The sequence below is a fragment of the Cellulosimicrobium sp. GQ32 genome (assembly GCF_059758455.1).
This window is the reverse complement of sequence record NZ_JCAXEP010000005.1, coordinates 78,834-98,325: the sequence shown is the minus strand read 5'-3', so window position 1 is coordinate 98,325 and position 19,492 is coordinate 78,834. Positions and strand designations below refer to the sequence as shown.

Annotated in this window: 21 protein-coding genes and 1 riboswitch; of the genes, 5 read left to right on the top strand and 16 right to left on the bottom strand. The window is 74.6% G+C overall.

Annotation, left to right across the window (positions count from 1 at the left end; translation table 11 throughout):
• Positions 1-49 precede the first annotated feature (49 nt).
• From metE to AC6CH9_RS10055, 6 genes are all read right to left on the bottom strand, one after another.
• Entirely contained in the window at positions 50-2,545 is a 2,496-nt protein-coding gene (metE, locus tag AC6CH9_RS10080; RefSeq protein ID WP_498154761.1) for a 5-methyltetrahydropteroyltriglutamate--homocysteine S-methyltransferase, read from the bottom strand.
• Between the two features lie 32 nt (positions 2,546-2,577).
• Entirely contained in the window at positions 2,578-3,573 is a 996-nt protein-coding gene (locus AC6CH9_RS10075) for a methylenetetrahydrofolate reductase (RefSeq protein WP_498154945.1), read from the bottom strand.
• 163 nt (positions 3,574-3,736) lie between these two features.
• A riboswitch (SAM riboswitch) is annotated at positions 3,737-3,839 on the bottom strand.
• A gap of 210 nt (positions 3,840-4,049) precedes the next feature.
• Positions 4,050-5,576, bottom strand: a complete 1,527-nt coding sequence (locus tag AC6CH9_RS10070; protein WP_498154760.1) for a sodium/solute symporter — start codon at positions 5,574-5,576, stop codon at positions 4,050-4,052.
• Positions 5,573-6,115 carry a hypothetical protein gene (locus tag AC6CH9_RS10065; RefSeq protein ID WP_498154759.1) on the bottom strand — a complete coding sequence of 181 codons (543 nt, stop codon included), beginning with the start codon at positions 6,113-6,115 and terminating at the stop codon, positions 5,573-5,575. The genes AC6CH9_RS10070 and AC6CH9_RS10065 overlap by 4 nt, the downstream gene beginning before the upstream one ends.
• Positions 6,112-6,954 (bottom strand): LytR/AlgR family response regulator transcription factor, encoded by an 843-nt coding sequence (locus tag AC6CH9_RS10060; protein WP_498154758.1) that lies wholly within the window; start codon positions 6,952-6,954, stop codon positions 6,112-6,114. Before AC6CH9_RS10060 ends, AC6CH9_RS10065 begins: the two co-directional genes overlap by 4 nt.
• The gene (locus AC6CH9_RS10055) at positions 6,951-8,144 is read right to left on the bottom strand and encodes a sensor histidine kinase (protein WP_498154757.1); all 1,194 of its coding nucleotides are present in this window, start codon (positions 8,142-8,144) and stop codon (positions 6,951-6,953) included. The genes AC6CH9_RS10060 and AC6CH9_RS10055 overlap by 4 nt, the downstream gene beginning before the upstream one ends.
• Before the next feature lie 72 nt (positions 8,145-8,216).
• Here AC6CH9_RS10055 and AC6CH9_RS10050 point away from each other — a divergent pair, with 72 nt between their 5' ends.
• Both AC6CH9_RS10050 and AC6CH9_RS10045 read left to right on the top strand, forming a co-directional pair.
• On the top strand, positions 8,217-9,197 hold the full coding sequence (locus tag AC6CH9_RS10050) for an ABC transporter substrate-binding protein (RefSeq protein ID WP_498154756.1): 981 nt from the start codon (positions 8,217-8,219) through the stop codon (positions 9,195-9,197).
• Between the two features lie 79 nt (positions 9,198-9,276).
• Complete coding sequence (locus tag AC6CH9_RS10045; protein ID WP_498154755.1) at positions 9,277-10,152, top strand: siderophore-interacting protein; 876 nt, start codon at positions 9,277-9,279, stop codon at positions 10,150-10,152.
• Here the strand turns inward: AC6CH9_RS10045 and AC6CH9_RS10040 are convergent.
• On the bottom strand, positions 10,056-10,676 hold the full coding sequence (locus AC6CH9_RS10040; RefSeq protein ID WP_498154754.1) for a hypothetical protein: 621 nt from the start codon (positions 10,674-10,676) through the stop codon (positions 10,056-10,058). The genes AC6CH9_RS10045 and AC6CH9_RS10040 overlap by 97 nt on opposite strands.
• A 90-nt stretch (positions 10,677-10,766) precedes the next feature.
• Here AC6CH9_RS10040 and AC6CH9_RS10035 point away from each other — a divergent pair, with 90 nt between their 5' ends.
• Entirely contained in the window at positions 10,767-11,237 is a 471-nt protein-coding gene (locus AC6CH9_RS10035; protein WP_498154753.1) for an META domain-containing protein, read from the top strand.
• Positions 11,238-11,259: 22 nt separating this feature from the next.
• On the opposite strand, the gene AC6CH9_RS10030 is transcribed toward AC6CH9_RS10035, so the two are convergent.
• The 6 genes from AC6CH9_RS10030 to AC6CH9_RS10005 form a co-directional block, all read right to left on the bottom strand.
• Positions 11,260-11,538, bottom strand: a complete 279-nt coding sequence (locus AC6CH9_RS10030; RefSeq protein ID WP_021483657.1) for a type II toxin-antitoxin system RelE family toxin — start codon at positions 11,536-11,538, stop codon at positions 11,260-11,262.
• On the bottom strand, positions 11,535-11,807 hold the full coding sequence (locus AC6CH9_RS10025; protein WP_498154752.1) for a type II toxin-antitoxin system Phd/YefM family antitoxin: 273 nt from the start codon (positions 11,805-11,807) through the stop codon (positions 11,535-11,537). The genes AC6CH9_RS10030 and AC6CH9_RS10025 overlap by 4 nt, the downstream gene beginning before the upstream one ends.
• 84 nt (positions 11,808-11,891) lie before the next feature.
• On the bottom strand, positions 11,892-12,410 hold the full coding sequence (locus AC6CH9_RS10020; protein ID WP_498154751.1) for a hypothetical protein: 519 nt from the start codon (positions 12,408-12,410) through the stop codon (positions 11,892-11,894).
• Between the two features lie 5 nt (positions 12,411-12,415).
• A complete protein-coding gene (locus tag AC6CH9_RS10015) occupies positions 12,416-12,877 on the bottom strand; it encodes a hypothetical protein (RefSeq protein WP_498154750.1) in 462 nt (153 codons plus the stop codon).
• Between the two features lie 18 nt (positions 12,878-12,895).
• On the bottom strand, positions 12,896-13,162 hold the full coding sequence (locus tag AC6CH9_RS10010; protein WP_498154749.1) for a YbdD/YjiX family protein: 267 nt from the start codon (positions 13,160-13,162) through the stop codon (positions 12,896-12,898).
• Positions 13,159-15,456 (bottom strand): carbon starvation CstA family protein, encoded by a 2,298-nt coding sequence (locus AC6CH9_RS10005; RefSeq protein ID WP_498154748.1) that lies wholly within the window; start codon positions 15,454-15,456, stop codon positions 13,159-13,161. Before AC6CH9_RS10005 ends, AC6CH9_RS10010 begins: the two co-directional genes overlap by 4 nt.
• Before the next feature lie 279 nt (positions 15,457-15,735).
• Between AC6CH9_RS10005 and AC6CH9_RS10000 the strand changes: the two genes are divergently transcribed.
• Both AC6CH9_RS10000 and AC6CH9_RS09995 read left to right on the top strand, forming a co-directional pair.
• Positions 15,736-16,377, top strand: coding sequence for a hypothetical protein (locus AC6CH9_RS10000; protein ID WP_498154747.1), 642 nt, complete (start codon positions 15,736-15,738; stop codon positions 16,375-16,377).
• 43 nt (positions 16,378-16,420) lie between these two features.
• A complete protein-coding gene (locus AC6CH9_RS09995) occupies positions 16,421-16,969 on the top strand; it encodes a GNAT family N-acetyltransferase (RefSeq protein WP_498154746.1) in 549 nt (182 codons plus the stop codon).
• Between the two features lie 13 nt (positions 16,970-16,982).
• Here AC6CH9_RS09995 and AC6CH9_RS09990 read toward each other — a convergent pair whose 3' ends face one another.
• From AC6CH9_RS09990 to AC6CH9_RS09980, 3 genes are read right to left on the bottom strand one after another with little or no spacing between them, the layout of a single operon-like run.
• On the bottom strand, positions 16,983-17,561 hold the full coding sequence (locus tag AC6CH9_RS09990; protein ID WP_498154745.1) for a TetR/AcrR family transcriptional regulator: 579 nt from the start codon (positions 17,559-17,561) through the stop codon (positions 16,983-16,985).
• A gap of 2 nt (positions 17,562-17,563) precedes the next feature.
• Positions 17,564-18,157 (bottom strand): sugar O-acetyltransferase, encoded by a 594-nt coding sequence (locus tag AC6CH9_RS09985; protein WP_498154744.1) that lies wholly within the window; start codon positions 18,155-18,157, stop codon positions 17,564-17,566.
• Positions 18,154-19,485, bottom strand: coding sequence for an MFS transporter (locus AC6CH9_RS09980; RefSeq protein WP_498154743.1), 1,332 nt, complete (start codon positions 19,483-19,485; stop codon positions 18,154-18,156). The genes AC6CH9_RS09985 and AC6CH9_RS09980 overlap by 4 nt, the downstream gene beginning before the upstream one ends.
• Positions 19,486-19,492: the final 7 nt, after the last annotated feature.

Genomic DNA, 19,492 nt, shown 5'->3' with positions numbered 1-19,492 from the left:
GACGCGGAGGCCGGGTCCCGACGGGACCCGGCCTCCGGCGTGTCCGGGGTCAGCCGAGCGTGGCCCGCACGGCCTTCGCCGCCGCGACGACGTGCTCGAGCGACGGCACGGTCTCCTCGTAGCGGCGCGTCTTCAGCCCGCAGTCGGGGTTGACCCACACGACCTTCGGGTCGATCGACTTCACGGCGAGCTCCAGCAGCTCCGTGACCTCTTCGGCGGACGGCACGCGCGGGCTGTGGATGTCGTAGACGCCCGGCCCGATGCCGCGCGCGTACCCGGCGTCGCGCAGCTCCGGCACGATCTCCATGCGCGAGCGCGCCGCCTCGACCGACGTCACGTCGGCGTCGAGGCCGTCGATCGCGCCGATGACCTCGCCGAACTCCGAGTAGCACAGGTGCGTGTGGATCTGCGTCGCCGCCGCCACGCCCGACGTCGCGAGCCGGAACGAGCCGACCGACCAGTCGAGGTACGCGGGCTGGTCGGCCTTGCGCAGCGGCAGGAGCTCGCGCAGCGCGGGCTCGTCGACCTGGACGATCCCGATGCCGGCGGCCTCCAGGTCCGCGATCTCGTCGCGCAGCGCGAGGCCCACCTGGTTCGCCGTGTCGCCGAGCGGCTGGTCGTCGCGCACGAACGACCACGCGAGGATCGTCACCGGTCCGGTGAGCATGCCCTTGACGGGCTTCTCGGTGAGCGACGCCGTGTAGGCCGACCACTCGACGGTGATCGGCGCGGGCCGCGTGACGTCGCCCCACAGGATCGGCGGGCGGACGCAGCGCGACCCGTACGACTGCACCCAGCCGTTCGCCGTGACCGCGAACCCGTCGAGGTGCTCCGCGAAGTACTGCACCATGTCGTTGCGCTCCGGCTCGCCGTGCACGAGCACGTCCAGGCCCAGCTCCTCCTGGAGCGCGACGACGCGCGCGATCTCCTCGCGCATCGCGGTCGTGTAGTCCGCGTCCGAGAGCTCGCCCTTCGTCCACAGCGCGCGGGCGCGGCGGATCTCCGGCGTCTGCGGGAACGAGCCGATCGTCGTCGTGGGCAGCAGCGGCAGGTTCAGGCGCTCCTGCTGTGCCGCCGCGCGCTGGGCGTAGTCGCCGCGCGCGAAGTCCGCGTCGGTCAGGGCGGCGGCGCGCTCGCGCACCGCGGGCACGACGACGCCGCTCGCCTCCGCGCGCGACGCCACCGCCGCGCGGGACGCCTCGATCTCCGCCGCGACCGCGTCGCGACCCTCGGTGAGCGCACGGGCGAGCGTCGCGACCTCGCCGACCTTCTGGTCCGCGAACGCGAGCCAGTCGCGCAGGCGCGGGTCGAGCGTCGTGCCCGACGCCGTGCCGGGCTCGGCGAACACCTCGTCCTCGACGTCGTGCGGCACGTGCAGCAGCGACGTCGACGTGCCGACCGAGACCGCGCCGGCACCCAGTCCCTCGACGGCGTCGACGACCTCGAGCTTCGCCGCAAGGTCCGCGCGCCACACGTTGTGCCCGTCGATCACGCCCGCGACGAGCGTCTTGCCGGCGAGGCCGGGGATGCCGCGTTCGGCCGCGGCAGGGACCGCGCCCTTGACGAGGTCGATCGCGATCGCGTCGACGTCGGTGCCGGCGAGGAGCGCAAGCCCGTCCCGGGCCGCCTCAGCGGCGGTCTCGGCACCGGCCTGGAGCGCGCCGAACGGCGCGGCGACGAGGATCGCGGGCCGCGCGTCCTGCGCCGAACCCGGGGTTCCGGGCGATGCGGAGGCCAACGTGGCGTCCAACCCCGGGTTCGGCACGGGGCGGAGGTCGGTCGCGAGGGCGCGGTACGCAGACTCCACCGCGGCGGCGAGGTCGGCGAACGGCACGTCGACCGAGTCGGTGACGAGGATCGGCTCGTCGAGCTGGACCCACGGCGCGCCGGCGGCGGCGAGCGCGCGCAGCAGGTCGGTGTAGGCGGCGACGACGTCGTCCAGGCGGTCGAGCGGCGAGTACCCCGCGGGTGCGTCGTCCGCGGCCTTGGACAGCGCGAGGAACGTCACCGGCCCGACGACGACGGGCCGCGTCACGACGCCCGCCTCCTTGGCCTCGACGAACTCGCGCACGACGCGGTCGTCGACGAACCGGATCGGGGTGTCCGGGCCGATCTCGGGCACGAGGTAGTGGTAGTTCGTGTCGAACCACTTGGTCATCTCGAGCGGGGCGTCGTCACCCTGACCGCGCGCCACGGTGAAGTAGCCCGCGAGGTCGAGGCGGCCGGCGGCGTCGGTGAGCGACGCGAACCGCGACGGGACCGCCCCGAGGGCCGCGGCGACGTCGAGCACCTGGTCGTAGAAGGAGAACGAGCCGGGGACCGAGGCGTCGTCGGCGCCGAGGCCGAGGTGGACGAGCCGGCGGACGGTCGCGAGGCGCAGCTCGCGGGCCGTGGCCTCGAGCTCGTCGGTGCTCGTGCGCCCGGCCCAGAACGCCTCGACGGCCTTCTTGAGCTCGCGACGGCGCCCGATGCGCGGGTAGCCGAGCACGGTGCCGGCGGGAAAGCCGGCCTGAATCTGGGTAGGGGAGGGTACGGAAGTGGCCATGATCGAAACCTCTTGCTGGTCCGGAGGACCGGTCAGACGGGCGTGCCGTGCGTGGCGGTGCTCGTCGTGGGCAGGGAGGTGCCGGTGACCCACGGCCCGCTGGCCAGGTCCGGGACGAGCGGGGCGGCGGCAGCGCTGGCGCTGCTTCCCGTCCCGGCCGACCCGCCGCCGAGGTGGACACCCTCGAGCAGGTCAAGAGCGGCGCGGTGCTTGTTGAACGTGTACACGTGCAGACCGGGCGTGCCCGCGTCGAGGACGCGCTGCGCGAGGTCCACGGTGTACGCGATCCCGTAGGCGTGCTGCGCCTCCGGGTCGGGGAGGGCGTCCAGCGCGTCCAGCAGGTGCTGGGGCGCGCGCACGCCCGTGAGCTCCTCGACGCGACGGAGCCGCGCAGGCTCCGTCGTGGGCAGCAGCCCGGCGAGGATGGGGATCGTCACGCCGGCCGCGCGGGCCTCGGCGACGAAGTCGGTGTACGACGACGCGTCGTAGAAGAGCTGCGTGATCGCGAAGCTCGCGCCGGCCTGCTGCTTCTGCCACAGGCGGCGCACCTCCTGGGTGCGCGTGGTGCCGGCGGCGGGGTTGCCGTCGCAGAACGTCGCGACGGCGATCGTCAGCGGCCGGGCCGCGCCGCGCAGCGCGACGGCCGGGTCGGACGCGCAGCGCGACGCCTCGACCTCGCGCAGCAGGGCGACGAGCTCGGTCGACGACCGGACGCCGTCCGGCGCGGGCTGCCAGTCCGGCTGATCGCGCGGCGGGTCGCCCCGCAGCGCGAGGAAGCTCCGCACGCCCTCGTCGAGGAAGTCGGTGATGACCGACTCCACGTCCTCGCGCGACGCCCCGACGCACGTGAGGTGCGCGATCGGCAGCACGGGCGTGCCCTGGAGCAGGCGCCCCACGACCTGGCGCGCGGTCGCGCGGTCGGTCCCGGCGGCGCCGTACGTCACGGACACGAAGTCGGGGTGCGTCGCGACGAGGCGCCGCGCCGTCTCCCAGAACTTGGGCGCCGCATCCGGGCGCCGCGGGGGCATGAGCTCGAACGAGACCGTGGGGCGTGCGGCCCCACCGTGGGCCTGCCCGACGGCGTCCGCGACGCTCACGACGTCGCCCCGGACGGGGTGCGTGCGTGCGCGACCGCCGTCGGGCACGTGCTGCCCGGACGGTGCGCGAAGGGTGCCTCTGAGACCATTAGTCGCTCCATCGACCCTGGCGTTAGCACCTTTGTCCTCGGGAGGCTTCCGTCGGCGGGTTGCTGCGGTGTCGTCGAGCCAGGACTCTCGACCGCTCTGGATGGTTGGCACGATCCTACGACCCATCCGACATGCGGTCGAGCGTGCCCGTCAGGTGAGACGCCCGGGAGGTGGGGGGTGTCTCGCCGGTGGCCCCCGGGGGTGCGTCGCGACCCTTCGACCGAAGCCGAGCACGGGGCCCGCCGTGTCCGCGACTCCGACCCGCCCGACCGGTGGCTCGCGCTGTGGGACGGCGGCCACGCCGCCTCGCACCGTCGTCAGCGGCGTCGGAGCTCCGGGACGTGCAGGCGCCGCAGGAACCGGTCGGTGCGCAGCGGCGGGCCGTGGCGGTCGAGGAGCGACACGACGACGACGGTCGCCGTCGCGAGCGGGATGGTCCAGGCCGCGGGCTGGGCGAGCAGGGCGCGCACGACGCCGGGAAGGCCGTCCGCCGTCGCGCCTGACGAGCCCGTCCCGTAGCCCGCCGCCACGAGCGCGGACGAGGCGAGCAGCGCCGTCGCGCACAGGACGGAGCCCACGACCATGCCCGCCACCGCGCCGCGCGCGGTGAGGCGGCGCCACCACACGCCGAGCAGGATCACGGGCGACAGCGCGGAGGCGGCGAAGACGAACACCGTCCCGACGCTCGTCACGAGCCCCTGCGGGATGGTGACGAGCGCGAACGCGAGCGGGATGAGCGTGCACGCGACGGCCGACCACCGGAACGACCGGACGGTCCCGCCGAACAGGTCCTGGCTCACGACGCCCGCCAGCGCGACCACGAGCCCCGACGACGTCCCGAGGAACGCCGCGAACGCCCCGGCGACGACGAGCGCGGCGAGGAGCTCGCCGCCGAGTCCGGGCACGAGGCGGGTCGGCAGGGTGAGGACCACGGTGTCCGCGACCCCGGGCTCCGCGAGGTCGGGCGCGACGACCCGCGCCACGAGCCCGAGCGTGCTCGACACCATGTAGAACACGCTGATCATGACGAGCACGACGACGGTCGTGCGGCGGGCCGAGCCGCCGTCGGGCGAGGTGTAGAAGCGCACGAGGACGTGCGGCAGGCCGGTCGTGCCGAGCAGGAGGGCGAGCAGGAGCGAGACGGTCGCGTACGCGTCGAGGCCGCCCGGCCCGGCCTCGTGGGGGAACACTGCGGCGGGGTCGAACGTGACGACGGCACCGCCGGGCTCGAACGCCCCGCCGAGCGCCATGAGCACGAAGACGAGCGGCACCGCGAGGGCGGTGAGCTTGACCCAGAACTGGAACGCCTGGACGAACGTGATGGAGCGCATGCCGCCCGCGGCGACCACGGCGCTCACGACGACCGCGATCCCGACCGAGCCGACCCACGGCGGGACGGGCGCGACGCTCGTGATGACGAGCGCCGCGCCGTGGAGCTGCGGCACCACGTAGAGCCACCCGATGACGAGCACGAGGACGCTCGTGACGCGGCGCGCGACGACGGAGTCGAGCCGGGCGTGGACGAAGTCGGGGATGGTGTACGCGCCGCTGCGCCGCAGGGGGCCCGCGACGAACAGCAGGACGAGCAGGTAGCCCGCCGCGTACCCCACGGGGAACCAGAACGCCTCCGCGCCGGACAGCAGCACGAGGCCGGAGAGCCCGAGGAACGTGCCCGCGGACAGGTACTCGCCGCTGATCGCCGACGCGTTCCAGACCGGCCGCACGGTGCGCGACGCGACGAAGAAGTCGCTCGTGGTGCGCGAGATCCGCAGGCCGTAGAACCCGATGAGCCCGGTCGCGAGCAGGAGCAGCGCGATCGCGACGAGGGGCAGCGCGCTGGTCACGGCCCACCGCCGTCGTCGGGGCCGGGCTCGTCGGTCGCGCCCGCGCCCTCGGCGAGCGCGCGGTACCGGCGCTCGTTGCGCGCCGCTGCGACCGCGAAGACGACCGCGAACGCGACGATCACCGGGTAGAAGCCGTACGCGTGCACGAGCCATGGCAGCGGCACGCCGAGCAGCACGACGTCGTCCAGGGCGGGCACGCCGCTCATCGTCACCGTGAGCAGCGTGACGACGGCGAGGAACGACACCACGCACGCCAGCCCGAGCCGGAGCTGGGCCCGCACGAGCCCGCGCGTGTAGTGGGCCGCGTCGTCCTCCGGCTCCTCGGGGCGATCTCGCGAGGTGTCCGACGGCGGCCCGCCGCTCGGGGCGACGGCGGCACCACCGGTGTCGGGCCGCGCGTCCGTCGACCGGACGCGCACGCGCCCCGGTCCGAGCGCTGCGTCCGCGGCCGAGTGCTGCGTCCCTGGACGCAGCGCTGGAGCGGGAACGCACCCGTCGCCGGACGAGGTCGGGTCCGACGAGGGTGCCGGGTCGCTCACGACGGACCCCGGTGGGGGCCGAGCAGCGCCTCGCGCACCGCCGGGACCATGCGGCGGCTCACCGGGACCTCGTGGCCCGCGACGACGAGCGCGGGCTGCGCGCCCCCGAACCGCGCCGCGGTCACGGCCGCGCGGTCCACGAGGTACGACCGGTGGACGCGCAGGAACCCGGCCGGGGCCCACCGCTCCTCCAGGTCGGACAACGGCTCGCGCACGAGGAACTGCTCGGTGTCCGTCACGAGGCGCGAGTAGTCGCCCTGGGCCTGGACCCACCGGACGGCGCTGCGCCGGACGAGGCGCGTCGTCGTCCCGACGGTCACGACGAGCGTCTCGTCCTCCGGCGCCTCGGGGCCCGGCCGGGAGGAGGCGTCCGTCGGGGCCCCGCCCGTCGGCGGTGTCGACGCGCCGTCCGGTACGGCGCCGGGAGCGCCGCCCCGCCCGGCGCGGTCCGCGACGCGCTCCACGACACGGTCGACAGCACGCGCCAGGCGCTCGCGGCGCACGGGCTTGAGCACGTAGTCGACCGCCTCGACGTCGAACGCCTCGAGTGCGCGGGCCTCGTCGGCGGTGACGAAGACGACGGCGGGCCGGTCGGCAAAGCGCGAGAGCGCGCGCGCGAGGTCGAGGCCGGTGAGGCCGGGCATGTGGATGTCGAGGAACGCCGCGTCGACCGTGCGCGAGGAGAGCTCGCGCAGCGCCTCCGAGCCGGTCGCGACCCCGAGCACGGTCCGCACGCGCGGGTCGCGCCGCAGCAGGGCGACGAGCTCGTCGAGCACGGGCCGCTCGTCGTCGGCGACGAGCACGTCGAGCCCGACGTCGGCCGGGTCCTCCTCGGTCACGGCACGCTCACCTCCGTCTCGTGCAGCGGCTGCGACCGTGGGACGCGCAGGCGCACGAGCGTGCCCGAGCCGGGCGCGGTCTCGATGTCGAGCGCGTGGTCGTCGCCGTAGAGCTGGCGCACGCGGGTGTCGACGTTGCGCAGGCCCACGTGCGTCGTGTCGCGCGACGTGAGGAGCTCGCGCACGACGGCCGGGTCCATGCCGACGCCGTCGTCCTCGACCGTGATCTCCGTCTGGGTGCCCTCGTCGCGCGCCGTGATGACGATCGTCCCGCCGTGCTCGCGCGGCTCCAGGCCGTGGCGCACCGCGTTCTCGACGAGGGGCTGCACGGAGAGGAAGGGGATGACGGCCGTCAGCGACTCCGGCGCGATCTGCAGGGTGACGGCGAGGCGCTCGCCGAACCGGGCGCGCTCGAGCTCGACGTACGAGTGGATCGAGCGCAGCTCGTCGGCGAGGGTCGTGAAGTCGCCGCGCCCCCGGAACGAGTAGCGCGTGAAGTCGGCGAAGTCGAGCACGAGGTCGCGCGCCCGCTCGGGGTCCGTGCTGATGAACGACGCGATGGCGCCGAGCGCGTTGTAGACGAAGTGCGGGCTGATCTGGGCGCGCAGCGCGCGCAGCTCGGCCCGCGCGAGCGCGGTGCGCGACGCCTCCAGCTCGCTGAGCTCGAGCTGCGCCGAGCACCACTGCGCGACCTCGCCCGTCGCGCGCACGAGCGGCGGGCGGACCGTGCCCGCGAACGCGACGACGACGCCCGCGACACGACCGCCCGCGACGACCGGGGCCCCGACGGCGTCCGCGACGTCGCCACCCTCGTGCCCGGTGGCCGCGCTCTCGACGTGCCGCCGACCGGTGGCGAGCACCCGCTCGGCGACCCGGCGCGCGTCGGGCTCGAGGGTCGTGCTGCCGTCGAGCGCGACCGCGCCCTCGGCGGTGACCACCGCGAGCGCGTCCGCGCCGAGGAGCTGGCGCAGCGAACGGGCAGCCCGGCCGACGTCGTCGCCGTCGAGCCCGCCCCGCAGGTGCGTCGCGGCGCGCGACGCGAGGTGCAGGGTCCGGAACGTGGCGCGGTCCGAGTCGCTCCCGAGCTCGCGCGACCCGCGCGCGAGCCGCCAGGCGAGCACGAGCCCGAGGGTGAGCAGCACGCCCACGACGAGACCGGCGACGGCGCCGGCGAACACGGGCCCGGACATGCAGCGATCGTAACCAGCGTCACGTCGTCCTCCACCTTCGCCGCCAGGTAAGGTGAGGCAAACCTACTCGTGATGAAGGAAGCCCCTGTGCCGATCTCCCGGACCGCATCGTCCAGCCTCCGCGTGCGCCGCGGCGCCCTCGCTGGTGCGCTCGTGCTCGCCTCCGCCCTGCTCGCCGCCTGCTCGTCCGGGCCGGCTGAGCCGGCGCCGACCGCGACGGCGGACGCCGCCGCCGCGGGGTACGCCGTCGAGCACGCGCGGGGGACCGCCGAGCTCGACGCGGCGCCGCAGCGCGTCGTCACGCTCGAGCCCGTCGAGACGGACACCGCGGTCGCGCTGGGCGTCGTCCCGGTCGGCGCGGCCGTGCTGAGCGTCGAGGCCGGCGTGCCGGCGTACCTCGGGGAGGACGCGCAGGCGATCGAGGTCGTGGGCACGGTGCCCGAGCCGAGCCTCGAGGCCATCGCCGCCCTCGAGCCGGACCTCATCCTCGGCACGGAGTCGCGCCACGCCGACCTGTACGACCAGCTCGCGGGGATCGCGCCGACCGTCTTTATTGCGACGCAGACCGACCCCTGGCAGGAGAACGTGCTGCTCGTGGGTCGCGCGCTCGGCCGTGAGACCGACGCGCAGGCACTGCTGGACGCCTACGACGAGCGGTGCGCCCAGCTCCAGGAGGACTACGACGTCACCGGGACGGCGCAGCTCCTGCGCCCTCGCGACGGCATCGTGTCCGCCTACGGCCCGCGGTCGTTCGCGGGCAGCACGCTCGAGTGCGTCGGGTTCACGACGCCGGAGCAGGACTGGGGCGAGGACATCTCGGTCGACCTGTCGCCCGAGCGCGTGACCGAGGCTGCCGCCGACCTCGTCCTCGTCTCGGCCGCCGACCCCGCCGACGCGTCCGCGGTCCCCGCGGAGATCCCGCTCAACGCCGCGTCGTTCCCCGACGTGCGCGTCGTCGACCAGTCGTACTGGATCAGCGGCGTCGGGCCGCTCGGCGGGCAGGCCGTGCTCGACGACGTCGAGCAGTTCCTCCAGGACCGTGCCGGGTCCTGACCGTCCGGCCGGGCGCTCGGCCACGGTCGGGAGCGCGGCCGGGAGTGCGGCCGGGTGCCGGTTCCACCGGTCGCCCAACGTGCTCTTCCCGACGACGGTCGCGCGCGTGCACGACGTCGGCCCGCGCCTCGTGCGCGTGACCCTCGCCGGCCCGGACCTGGCGGGGTGCGCCGACGTCGGGCTCGACCAGCGCGTGAAGATCCTGCTCCCCGGCCCGGGGGCGGACGAGCTCGCCCGGCGTGCGGGGCTCGCGGTCGAGAGCGCGTGGCGGCGCGAGTGGTCCGCGCTCGACGACGACGTGCGGCCGGTGATGCGTTCGTACACGCCCGTGGCTGTGCGGCCGGAGGCCGCCGAGGTCGACCTCGACCTGTACCTGCACGAGCCCGCGGGCCCGGCGAGCGCCTGGGCGCGGCGGGCAACGGTCGGGGACCGCGTCCTGCTGTCCGCGCCGCATGCGCGGTTCGGCGTCACCGACCACGGCACGCAGTGGGACCCGGGGCCCGCCCTCGGGCACGTGCTCCTCGTCGCCGACGAGACCTCCGCGCCCGCGGTGCGCGGGATCCTCGCGAACCTGCGCCCCGACGTCCGGGTGCACGTGCTCGTGGAGGCCGACGACCCGGCGGACGCGCCGGTCGGGGACGTGCCCGGGACCGTGCGCGTCGAGCACGTGCCCCGCGCACGACGCCGCGGTGCCGAGCGGGCGGTGCTGGGCGCCGTCCGCGGCTGGGTCGCGGAGCACGGCCGGTCCGCGGCCTCTGCGGGCGACGGCTTCTACGCGTGGTGCGCGACGGAGAGCGCCACGGTCGCGCGTGCACGCTCAGGGCTACTGGCACGACCGCGCCCGACCGGACGCGACGGTCAGACGAGGAACGCGACCATGACGACGAACGCGACCAGGAAGAACAGCAGCACCCCGAGCCCGACGAGCAGGCCCAGCGCGACCGGGTGCGCCTGACGCCACGGCACGAGCCGGGGGTCCATCGCCCGCAGCTGCACGGGCGTGACCGGCTGGTGGATCGGGTTGAGCGGGACGCCGCGGTGCGCGAGGTCGAGCGCGACGGCCGAGAGCTGGTCGCGGTCCCACATCTGCCCGACGAGCAGGGCGAGGCGCTTCGTCGGCCCTACGACGATGAGGTGGTGCGTCGGCGTCATGCCCCCGAACCCCATGCTGTCGACGGTGACGACGCGCTCCATCTCGGCCACCGTGAACCGTCGCGGCCGCCCCCAGCCCTGGACCGTCACGGACCCGTCGCCGAACGTGACGCGGGAGCGGTCGGTGAAGCGGCGCGCGAGCACGTACGTCAGCGGGACCATCGCGAGCACGACGCAGGCGTAGCCCAGCGCGAGGGCGAGGTTGCGCGTGCTGATCCCCACGGAGAGCGCCGTCAGCCCGAGGATCGGCACGAGGACCGCGGCGAACGTGAGGTTGGCGCGCACCACGCGGCGCTTGGCGTCGTCGTGCAAGGTCAGCTCCGTCACGGGCGGCATCGTCCCACGGCACCCCACCCTCGCGTCGGGTGGCCCGCCCGGCCGGTGCAAGGTTCGCCCACCGGGCGACACGATCGAGACATGACCCGACGACGTCCCCTGCGCAGGACGACTGCCCTCCCGGTGCTCGCGGTGGCGCTCCTCGCCTCGTGCGCCGGGCCGGGCGCCGACGCGGCCCTCCGCCCGGGGGAGACGGCCGGGCCGGCGCCGACGACGGCCGCACCCTTGCCCGACGGCACGGCGCCCGCCACCACGGGCGACCTGGTCGGCCGCTGGCAGCCCGGCACCGACTATGCGACCGACCCGCACGTCGTCCTCGCGGAGGACGGCTCGTGGACCGGGACCGACGGGTGCAACGTCGCGGACGGCACCTGGCGAGTCGGCGCCGAGGGGCGCCTGATCGTCACCGCGGGCGGGCACACCGAGATCGGCTGCGAGGGCGAGCCGGTGCCGGATCTCCTGGCCCGCTCCTCCCGCGCCGGGCTCGACGGTGCCGTGCTCGTGCTGGTCGACCACGACGGCGTCGAGCTCGCGCGGCTCGAACGGGGATGACTCTGGTACCGCCCGTCCTGGGCTATCGGTAGGCGTCGGCGCGGTAGGCCATCCGCATCACGGTGACCAGACGCTGGTCGTCGTCGATGCGGACCAGGACGCGGAACCCGATCCCGACGTACCCGGCACGCTGGCCGGCGAGCTCGGCCCCGAGCGCCTTCGTCACCCGGTAGGGGTTCGACGCGAGTGGTTCGTCGCAGAAGCGGATCACGGCGTCGGCCAGGCGTGGGGGGAGCTGGTAGAGCGTGCGCGCGGCCGGTGGGCTCAGGCGCACCTCCCACCCACCGTCGACGTCGGTCACCGTCGCGAGGCCAGCTGCTCGCGCACCTCGGCGAGGCTCAGGGTGCGGCCCTGCGCCACCGCCTCCTCGGCCTCGGCCATCTCGGCCCCGTGGTCAGGGTCGGACAGCCATGCCAGCGTCTCCATGAGCGTCGCCAGGTCTTCCGGCGCGATCAGCACCGCCGCCGCCTTCCCGTGACGGGTGATCGTCACCGGTTGGTGGGTGCTCTCCACCTCGTCGACCAGTGCGGACAGGTTGGTCTTCGCTTCGCTCATGGGATAGGTCTGCACCCCATGATTCTAGTCTCTATTCAGAGTCGAATTCTAGTCTGAAGATGAGGCGCTTCGCCGTGTCCATCTAGTCGGTGCGGGTGCTCAGGAGCCGCGGAACAGGCGCTTGCGCGACCGCGGGTCGCCGGGGGAGCCGGCGGGCAGGTCGTAGGCGCTCGTCCACACCGGGATGTCCTCGGGCGGGAGCGCCCCGGCGCGGACCGCGGCCTCGTGCAGGTGCCGCGCGACGGCGCCGAAGCTCTCGCGGCAGGAGAGCTGGCCCTCGACGAGGGAGAGCGTGACGACGGTACGGTGTGCGGCGCCGTCGGGCTGGATCGTCGCGACGCCCCGCCCGTGGGAGAAGAACGCCGCCGTACGCGGGGTGACGAGGCGGAGCACGTCGAGGTCGTCGAGGAAGAACGCGCGGGCCGCGCCCCCGACCTCCCACAACGACGCGCCCTCGCGGTGCGCGGTGTCGGACGCCCGCCGCTTCCAGCGCAGCGCGCCGAACGCGGCGGCGACCCACCCCGCCGCCGTCTCGGGGTCGGCGGCGAGCACGAGGGTGCACGCGGAGAACGTCCCCCGCGGCGGGTCGGACGTGATGGGGGCGGGAGGGCGGGCCACGCCCGTCACCGGAGCCCGCGGGGGTCGAGCCCCTCACCGAGGCCGGCGAGCGCCCGCAGCAGCACGTCGTGACCGGACCGGGCGGCCTCGGGCAGCCACGCGGCGAAGACGGCGCCGAACGCGAGCGGGAGGAGCGCGACGAGCCACGCGACCCCGTTCTGGTAGACGGCGCCGAGCGTCGCGATCCCGGCGGCGGCGGCGAGCCAGATCGCCACCAGCACGAGGTCCAGCCCGCTCGGCGCGACCGCACCGCGCACGCGGACGCCGTCGGGCTCCTCGGTGAGCCGGGCGCGCAGCACGCTGTGCCCGCTCGCGTGCGCGCCGGGAGCCCAGCGGCGCGCGACGAGCACGTCGTCGCGCACGCGGACCCGGACCTCCTGCCCGCGGCGGGGCAGCTCCGCGGCGCGCTGCCGGACGTCGGCGGTCGAGACCCGCGGCAGGAGCAGGTCGAAGGGGACGCGGAGCACGGCGCCGAGCCTAGGCCGTCAGCAGCAGCGCGACCCCGGGTTGGCGTCCTGCTCGGCGTGCCGCACGCGCCAGAACTCGCGCTCGGTCATGACGACGCCGCCCGGGTGCGCCGCGCGCTGGTGTGCCGCATAGGTCGCGTACGCGTCGTCGCCCATCACCTGCCGCACGTACCAGCGGACGTGGGTCGCGCCGTCGTGCACGCGGGCCGCGGCGGCGCGGAGCCCCGCCACGACGGTCGCGCGGACCGTCGTGGCGGGACCCTGCGTCCCCTGCCGCACCGTCACCGGTGCCCCGTCGCGGCAGGACGCTTCTCGGGCGGCAGGGCCGCCCACTCCTTCTGGATCTCCTTCTCGGCCTTCGTCGCGAACAGGTCGGCCGGGGCGAAGCGGCGCGACGCCACGGGCGGGTCCTCGTGGTTCGTGCCGCCGCCGACGCGCAGCGCCTTCGCGGTCACGAGGACCGAGGCGACGATGACGACGATCGCGAGCACGACGAACACGATCGAGAGCGTGCCCTGGACGAACGTGTTGCGGACGACCGCCTCCATCGCCTCGACCGAGCCGGCCGTGCCGAACGACGTCTCGCCGGCGGCGAGCGCGTCCTTGAACGCGTTGTGGTTGGCCCAGTACCCGACCGCGGGGACGGGGGAGAAGATCTTCTCGATCGACGCCCAGATGGTGATGACCGCGGTGAACGCGAGCGGTGCCGCGACGATCCACAGCCAACGCTGGTAGCTGCGCCCGCGCTTGGCGACGATCGCCAGCACGACGGCGAGCGCGATGGCCGCGAGGAGCTGGTTCGCGATGCCGAACAGCGGGAAGAACGTGTTGATGCCGCCGAGCGGGTCGGTCACGCCGAGGTAGAGGATCGATCCCCACCCGGCGACCATGATCGCGGTGCACAGCCACACGCCCGGCCGCCACGTCACGTCCCGGAACTTGGGCACCACGTTGCCGAGGGTGTCCTGGAGCATGAACCGCGCGACGCGCGTGCCGGCATCGACGGCGGTGAGGATGAACAGCGCCTCGAACATGATGGCGAAGTGGTACCAGAAGCCCATCATCGCGGTGCCGCCCACGAGCTGCTGCATGATGTGCGCGAGCCCCAGGGCGAGCGTCGGGGCGCCGCCCGTGCGGGACACGATCGACGGCTCGCCGACGGCCTCGGCGGTCGACGTGAGCATGTCCGGCGTGAGGTTGACCCCCATGAGGCCGAGCCCGTTGACGAACGCGACCGCGCCCTCGACCGTGCCGCCCGTGGCGGCGGCGGACGAGTTCATCGCGAAGTAGATGCCACGGTCGATGGAGATCGCGGCGACGAGCGCCATGATCGCGACGAACGACTCCATGAGCATGCCGCCGTAGCCGATGAAGCGCGTCTGGCGCTCCTTCTCGACGAGCTTCGGCGTCGTACCCGAGGCGATGAGGGCGTGGAACCCGGACAGCGCGCCGCACGCGATGGTGACGAAGAGGAACGGGAACAACGCCCCGGACACGACCGGGCCCGTCTCGCCGCTCGCGAACTCGCTGATCGCGGGCACCGTGATCTCGGGCCGCACGACGATCACCGCGACCGCGAGGACGACGATGACGCCGACCTTCATGAACGTCGAGAGGTAGTCGCGGGGTGCGAGCAGGAGCCACACGGGCAGGACGGCGGCGACGAAGCCGTAGACGATCACGCCGACCGCGATGGTCGTCCGGTCGAGGTGGAAGAGCTCGGCGCCCCACGACGTGTCCGCGATCCAGCCGCCCGCGACGATCGCGGCCAGGAGCAGGACGAACCCGATGATCGAGACCTCGGTGATCTTCCCGGGGCGGATGTAGCGGAGGTAGACGCCCATGAAGAGCGCGATCGGGATCGTCATCGAGACGGAGAAGACGCCCCACGGGCTCTCGCCGAGCGCGTTGACGACCACGAGCGCGAGGATCGCGACGATGATGATCATGATGAGCAGCGACGCGACGATCGCGGCGGTGCCGCCCACGCGGCCCAGCTCCTGACGCGCCATCTGGCCGATCGTCCGGCCGCCGCGGCGCATGGAGAAGAACAGGACGAGGTAGTCCTGCACCGCGCCCGCGAGCACGACGCCGACGATGATCCAGATCGTGCCGGGCAGGTAGCCCATCTGCGCGGCGAGCACAGGCCCGACGAGCGGGCCCGCGCCGGCGATGGCGGCGAAGTGGTGGCCGAACAGCACGTGGCGGTCGGTCGGGACGTAGTCCTTGCCGTCCTCGCGCACCTCGGCCGGGGTCGCCCGGCGGTCGTCGGGGCGCGTGATGTAGCGCTCGATGACCTTGGAGTAGAAGCGGTACCCGATGAGGTAGGTGCAGACGGCCGCGAACACGAACCAGATCGCGTTGACGGTCTCGCCGCGGACGACCGCGAGCATGACCCAGGCGACGCCACCGAGCAGCGAGATCGCGGCCCAGAGGGCGATCTTCTGCGGCGTCCAGCGGGTCCGCGTCTGCGCTCCGGGGACGGAGTCGGGCACTGCGGTGGGGGGCAGCGACGGGTCCGGCACGATCTCCGGCTCGTCGGGGGCGGCGTTCCGCGCCGCGCGGGTGTCTGTCGTCATCGAGCCTCTCCAGGGTCGCGTCGTTGCGGTCCGACCACGGAAGGCTAGGGAGGCCGCGAGGGGGTGATCCAGGTCACGTCGACCGGCGGTCGAGGTGTGCGACGAGCGGTGGTCCGTGTGCGACGAACGGCACCGCGCCGGACCGTCGCCGCGACGGAGTCCTGCGCGCGCTGCGACGGCGCCGCGCGTGACGACGCGGGCTGACGCGGGCTGACCGCCCCGAGGCCCGGGTGCCGCGGTCGCCGCGCGCGACGGCGGCACCCGGGCTACGGTCCTGCCGTGGCCGACGAGGAAGCGGACAGCAAGGGCGGACGGTCGTGGCGCGAGACCGTGACCGTGGTGCTGCTCGCGGTGACGGCCGTCCTCACGGCGTGGAGCGGGTTCGAGGCGAGCAAGTGGGGCGGCGAGATGTCGATCGCCTTCTCGCGCGCGTCGACCCAGCGCATCGAGGCGTCCACGGAGCGTGCGCACGCCGACACCGCCCGGTCGATCGACCTCCAGGTGTTCAGCCTGTGGCTCGAGGCGTACGCGACCGGCGACACGGAGCTGGAGGAGTTCACGCGCGCGCGGTTCACGCCCCACTTCCAGCCCGCGTTCGAGGAGTGGCTCGCCTCGCGCCCGCTGCAGAACCCCGACGCCGCCCCGAGCCCGTTCGCGCTCGACGCCTACGTCCCGCCGGGTGCGGTCGAGGCGGTCGAGGCCGACGAGCGGGCCGACGCCCTCTTCGCGCAGGCTCTCGTCAACAACCAGCGGGGCGACAACTACACGCTGACCACCGTGCTCTTCGCGCTCGTGCTGTTCTTCGGCGCGTTCGCCGGTCGGTTCCGCTCGGAGCGCGCCTCGTGGGCCATGGTCGGCCTCGCGTGCGTGGTCCTCGCGGTCGGCATCGTCTTCCTGGCGACCTTCCCCAAGATCATCTGACGCCGCGGTCCCCAGGCACCTGCGGGCCTCGTAGCCTGGGGCGATGCAGACCTTGACGACACCGCGGCTCACCCTCCGCCCGTGGCAGCCCGGCGACGCCGACGCCGTCCTCGACATCTACTCGCGCTGGGACGTCATGCGATTCATCGGCGCGACGCCGCGCGTCCTGGAGCACCGCGACGAGGCGCTGGAGCGGGTCGAGCGCTGGGCCGCCGCCGACGACGGCACGCACGGGGTGTGGGCCGTCGTCCCGCGTGAGGGCGAGGGCCTCCCCGACGCCGCGCCCGTGGGGACGATCCTGCTCAAGCTCATCCCGGCGTCGGGCACGGGCGACCCGCTGCAGCCCTCGGACGACACGGAGATCGGGTGGCACTTCCACCCCGACGTGTGGGGCCGCGGGTATGCGACCGAGGCGGCCGCCGCGGTGCTCGCGCACGCGTTCGGGCGCGGGCTCGACCGCGTCGTCGCGGTGACGCATCCCGACAACGCGGCGTCCCAGGCGGTGTGCCGTCGGATCGGCATGACCCACCGCGGCACGACCGACGCGTACTACGACACGACGTGCGAGCTGTTCGACGTGACCGCGCCCTGACGCGAGCGCCCCGTCAGGGCACCCGCGTGAGGCGCCGGACCGCGCCGAGGACGTCGACGTCGTCGTGCGGCTCGGTGTCGAGCGCGCGGTGGATGGTCATGCCCTCGATGAACGCGTCGAGCACGCGGCACGTCGCGGGGTCGAAGTGGCGCCCGAGGGCGTCCCGGCTGCGGCGCATCCAGTCGTTCGTGAGCGTCCGGTACGCGGGGTCGCGCGCCGCGAGCGTGTAGAGCTCGTGCGACAGGACGAGGTCGCGCTGGGTCGCGAACACGTCGTGCGTGATGAGCGTCGTGACGGCCTGCACGGCCTCCTCGGGCGTGCGCGCGTCGCTCATGCGGCGCTCGAACTGCGCGGCGGCGTCGCGCGTGAACCGGCCGAACGCCTCGCGCAGCAGCTCGTCCATCCCGGCGAAGTGGTAGGTCATCGACCCGAGCGGGACGTCGGCCGCGACCGCGACGCGCCGGTGCGACGTGCCCGCCACGCCGTGCTCGGCGACGACGTCGAGGCACGCGTCGATGATGCGGTCGCGCCGCTCCGGGTCGTGGCGGCGGGCGCGGGGCGGCGGCCCGCTCGGGGCCTCGGGGACGCTCATGGTCAGATGTTCTCGCGGATCACCCGGGCCGGGTTGCCCACCGCCACGACGTTCGCGGGCAGGTCGCGTGTCACGACGGAGCCCGCGCCCACCACCGTGTTGTCGCCGATCGTCACGCCCGGGCACACGATCACGCCGCCGCCGAGCCACACGTTGTCGCCCAGCGTGATGGGCTCGGCCGCCTCGAGCTTGTCGCGCCGGGGCTGCGGGTCGACGGGATGGGTCGGGGTGAGGAGCTGGACGTTCGGCCCGAGGAGGCAGTCGTCGCCGATCGTGATCGCCGCGACGTCGAGCGCGGTGAGCCCGGAGTTGACGAACGTCCGGTCGCCGAGGTGCACGTTGCTGCCGAAGTCCACCGCGAGCGGGGGCTTGACCCACGACTCCTCGCCGAGCGACCCGAGCAGGTCGGCGAGGATCTCGCGGGCGTGCGTGTCGTCGCCGTCCCCGTCGAGGACGGCGCGGTGGAACGCGTCGACGAGGCGCATGCCCCGGTGGACGCCGCGGGTGATCTCGGGGTCGTCGGCGACGTACAGGTCGCCTGCGGCCATGCGCTCGTAGCTCGTGCGGTCGTCGCCGGCGAAGTAGTCGGTGGTCATGCGGTGGCCTCCTCGGGGGCGGGGGTCGTGCGACGGTCGCGATCATCGTTCCGGTCGGCGGAGTCCGGCCGGCCCGCGGGCCGACGCGGGGCGAGCACGCCGGCCAGGAGCACGACGACGAGGCCCGCGAGCGGCAGGACGAGCAGCCCGGCGCGCAGGCTCGTGGCGTCCGCGACGAGGCCGACGATGGGCGGGGACAGGAGGAACCCGAGCCGCATGAGCCACGACACGAGCGTGAGGCCGGTCCCCGCGCGCAGGCCCGGGAGCTCGTCGGCCTGCTGCATCGCTGCCGGGACGAGGGTCGCGACGCCGAACCCGGCCGCGGCGAACCCGGCGATCGTGCCGGGGACGGACGGGAACGCGAGCGCGAGCCCGGTGCCGACCAGCACGAGCGCGCCACCGGTCCGGGCGACGGCGCGCTGTCCGAACCGGTCGACGAGCCGGTCGCCCACGAGGCGCCCGACGAACTGCGCGCCCACGAGCGCGACGAACCCCGCCGCGGCGATCGTCGCCGGGGCGCCGAGCGAGCCGGAGAGGTAGACCGCCGCCCACGTGCTGCCGGCGTCCTCGACGAGGGTCCCAGCGACGGCGACCAGGACGAGCGCGGCGAGGACGGCGGCCGTGCGCGCGCGGGAGGTGAGTGCCGGAGCTGCGGCGCCGGCTCCCACGAGGGCTGGGCCGGCGGAGGCGCCGGGTGAGGCGCTCGCCTCGGCCTCCGCCGCGGCGGCGTCGGACACCTCGCCGTCGAGCCCCGGCAGGCACCAGCGCAGCGCGACGAGCGCGACGACCGCGAACAGGCTGCCCGTGATCGCCAGGTGCACGCCGAGCGGCAGGTCGAGCGCGATCGCGGCGGCGGCCATGCCGCCGCCGACCACGGCGCCGACCGACCACAGCGCGTGGAACCCGTTGATGATCGAGCGGCCGTAGCGGCGCTGCACCCGCAGGCCGTGCGCGTTCTGCGCGACGTCGGTGAACGCGTCCATCGCGCCCGCCGCGAACAGCGCGACGACGAGCAGCGGCAGGGCGGGCGCGAGGCCCGCGAGCAGCAGCCCGGCCGCGGTGAGCACGGTGCCGGCGACCGCGACGCGCGCCGACCCGAACCGGCGCACGAGCGCCGCGGCGGCGAGCCCCGCGGTGATGGCCCCCGCGGGGAACGCCGCGACGGCGAGCCCGTACGTGGCGTTGCCGAGGTCGAGCCCGGCCTTGATCTCCGGATAGCGCGGCACGAGGTTCGCGAACAGCGCGCCGTTGGTGAGGAACAGCACGGCGACGGCGACCCGGGCACGCCGGACGTCCGGCGCCGGGCGCGCGAGGGTGGGGGACGACATGCGGACG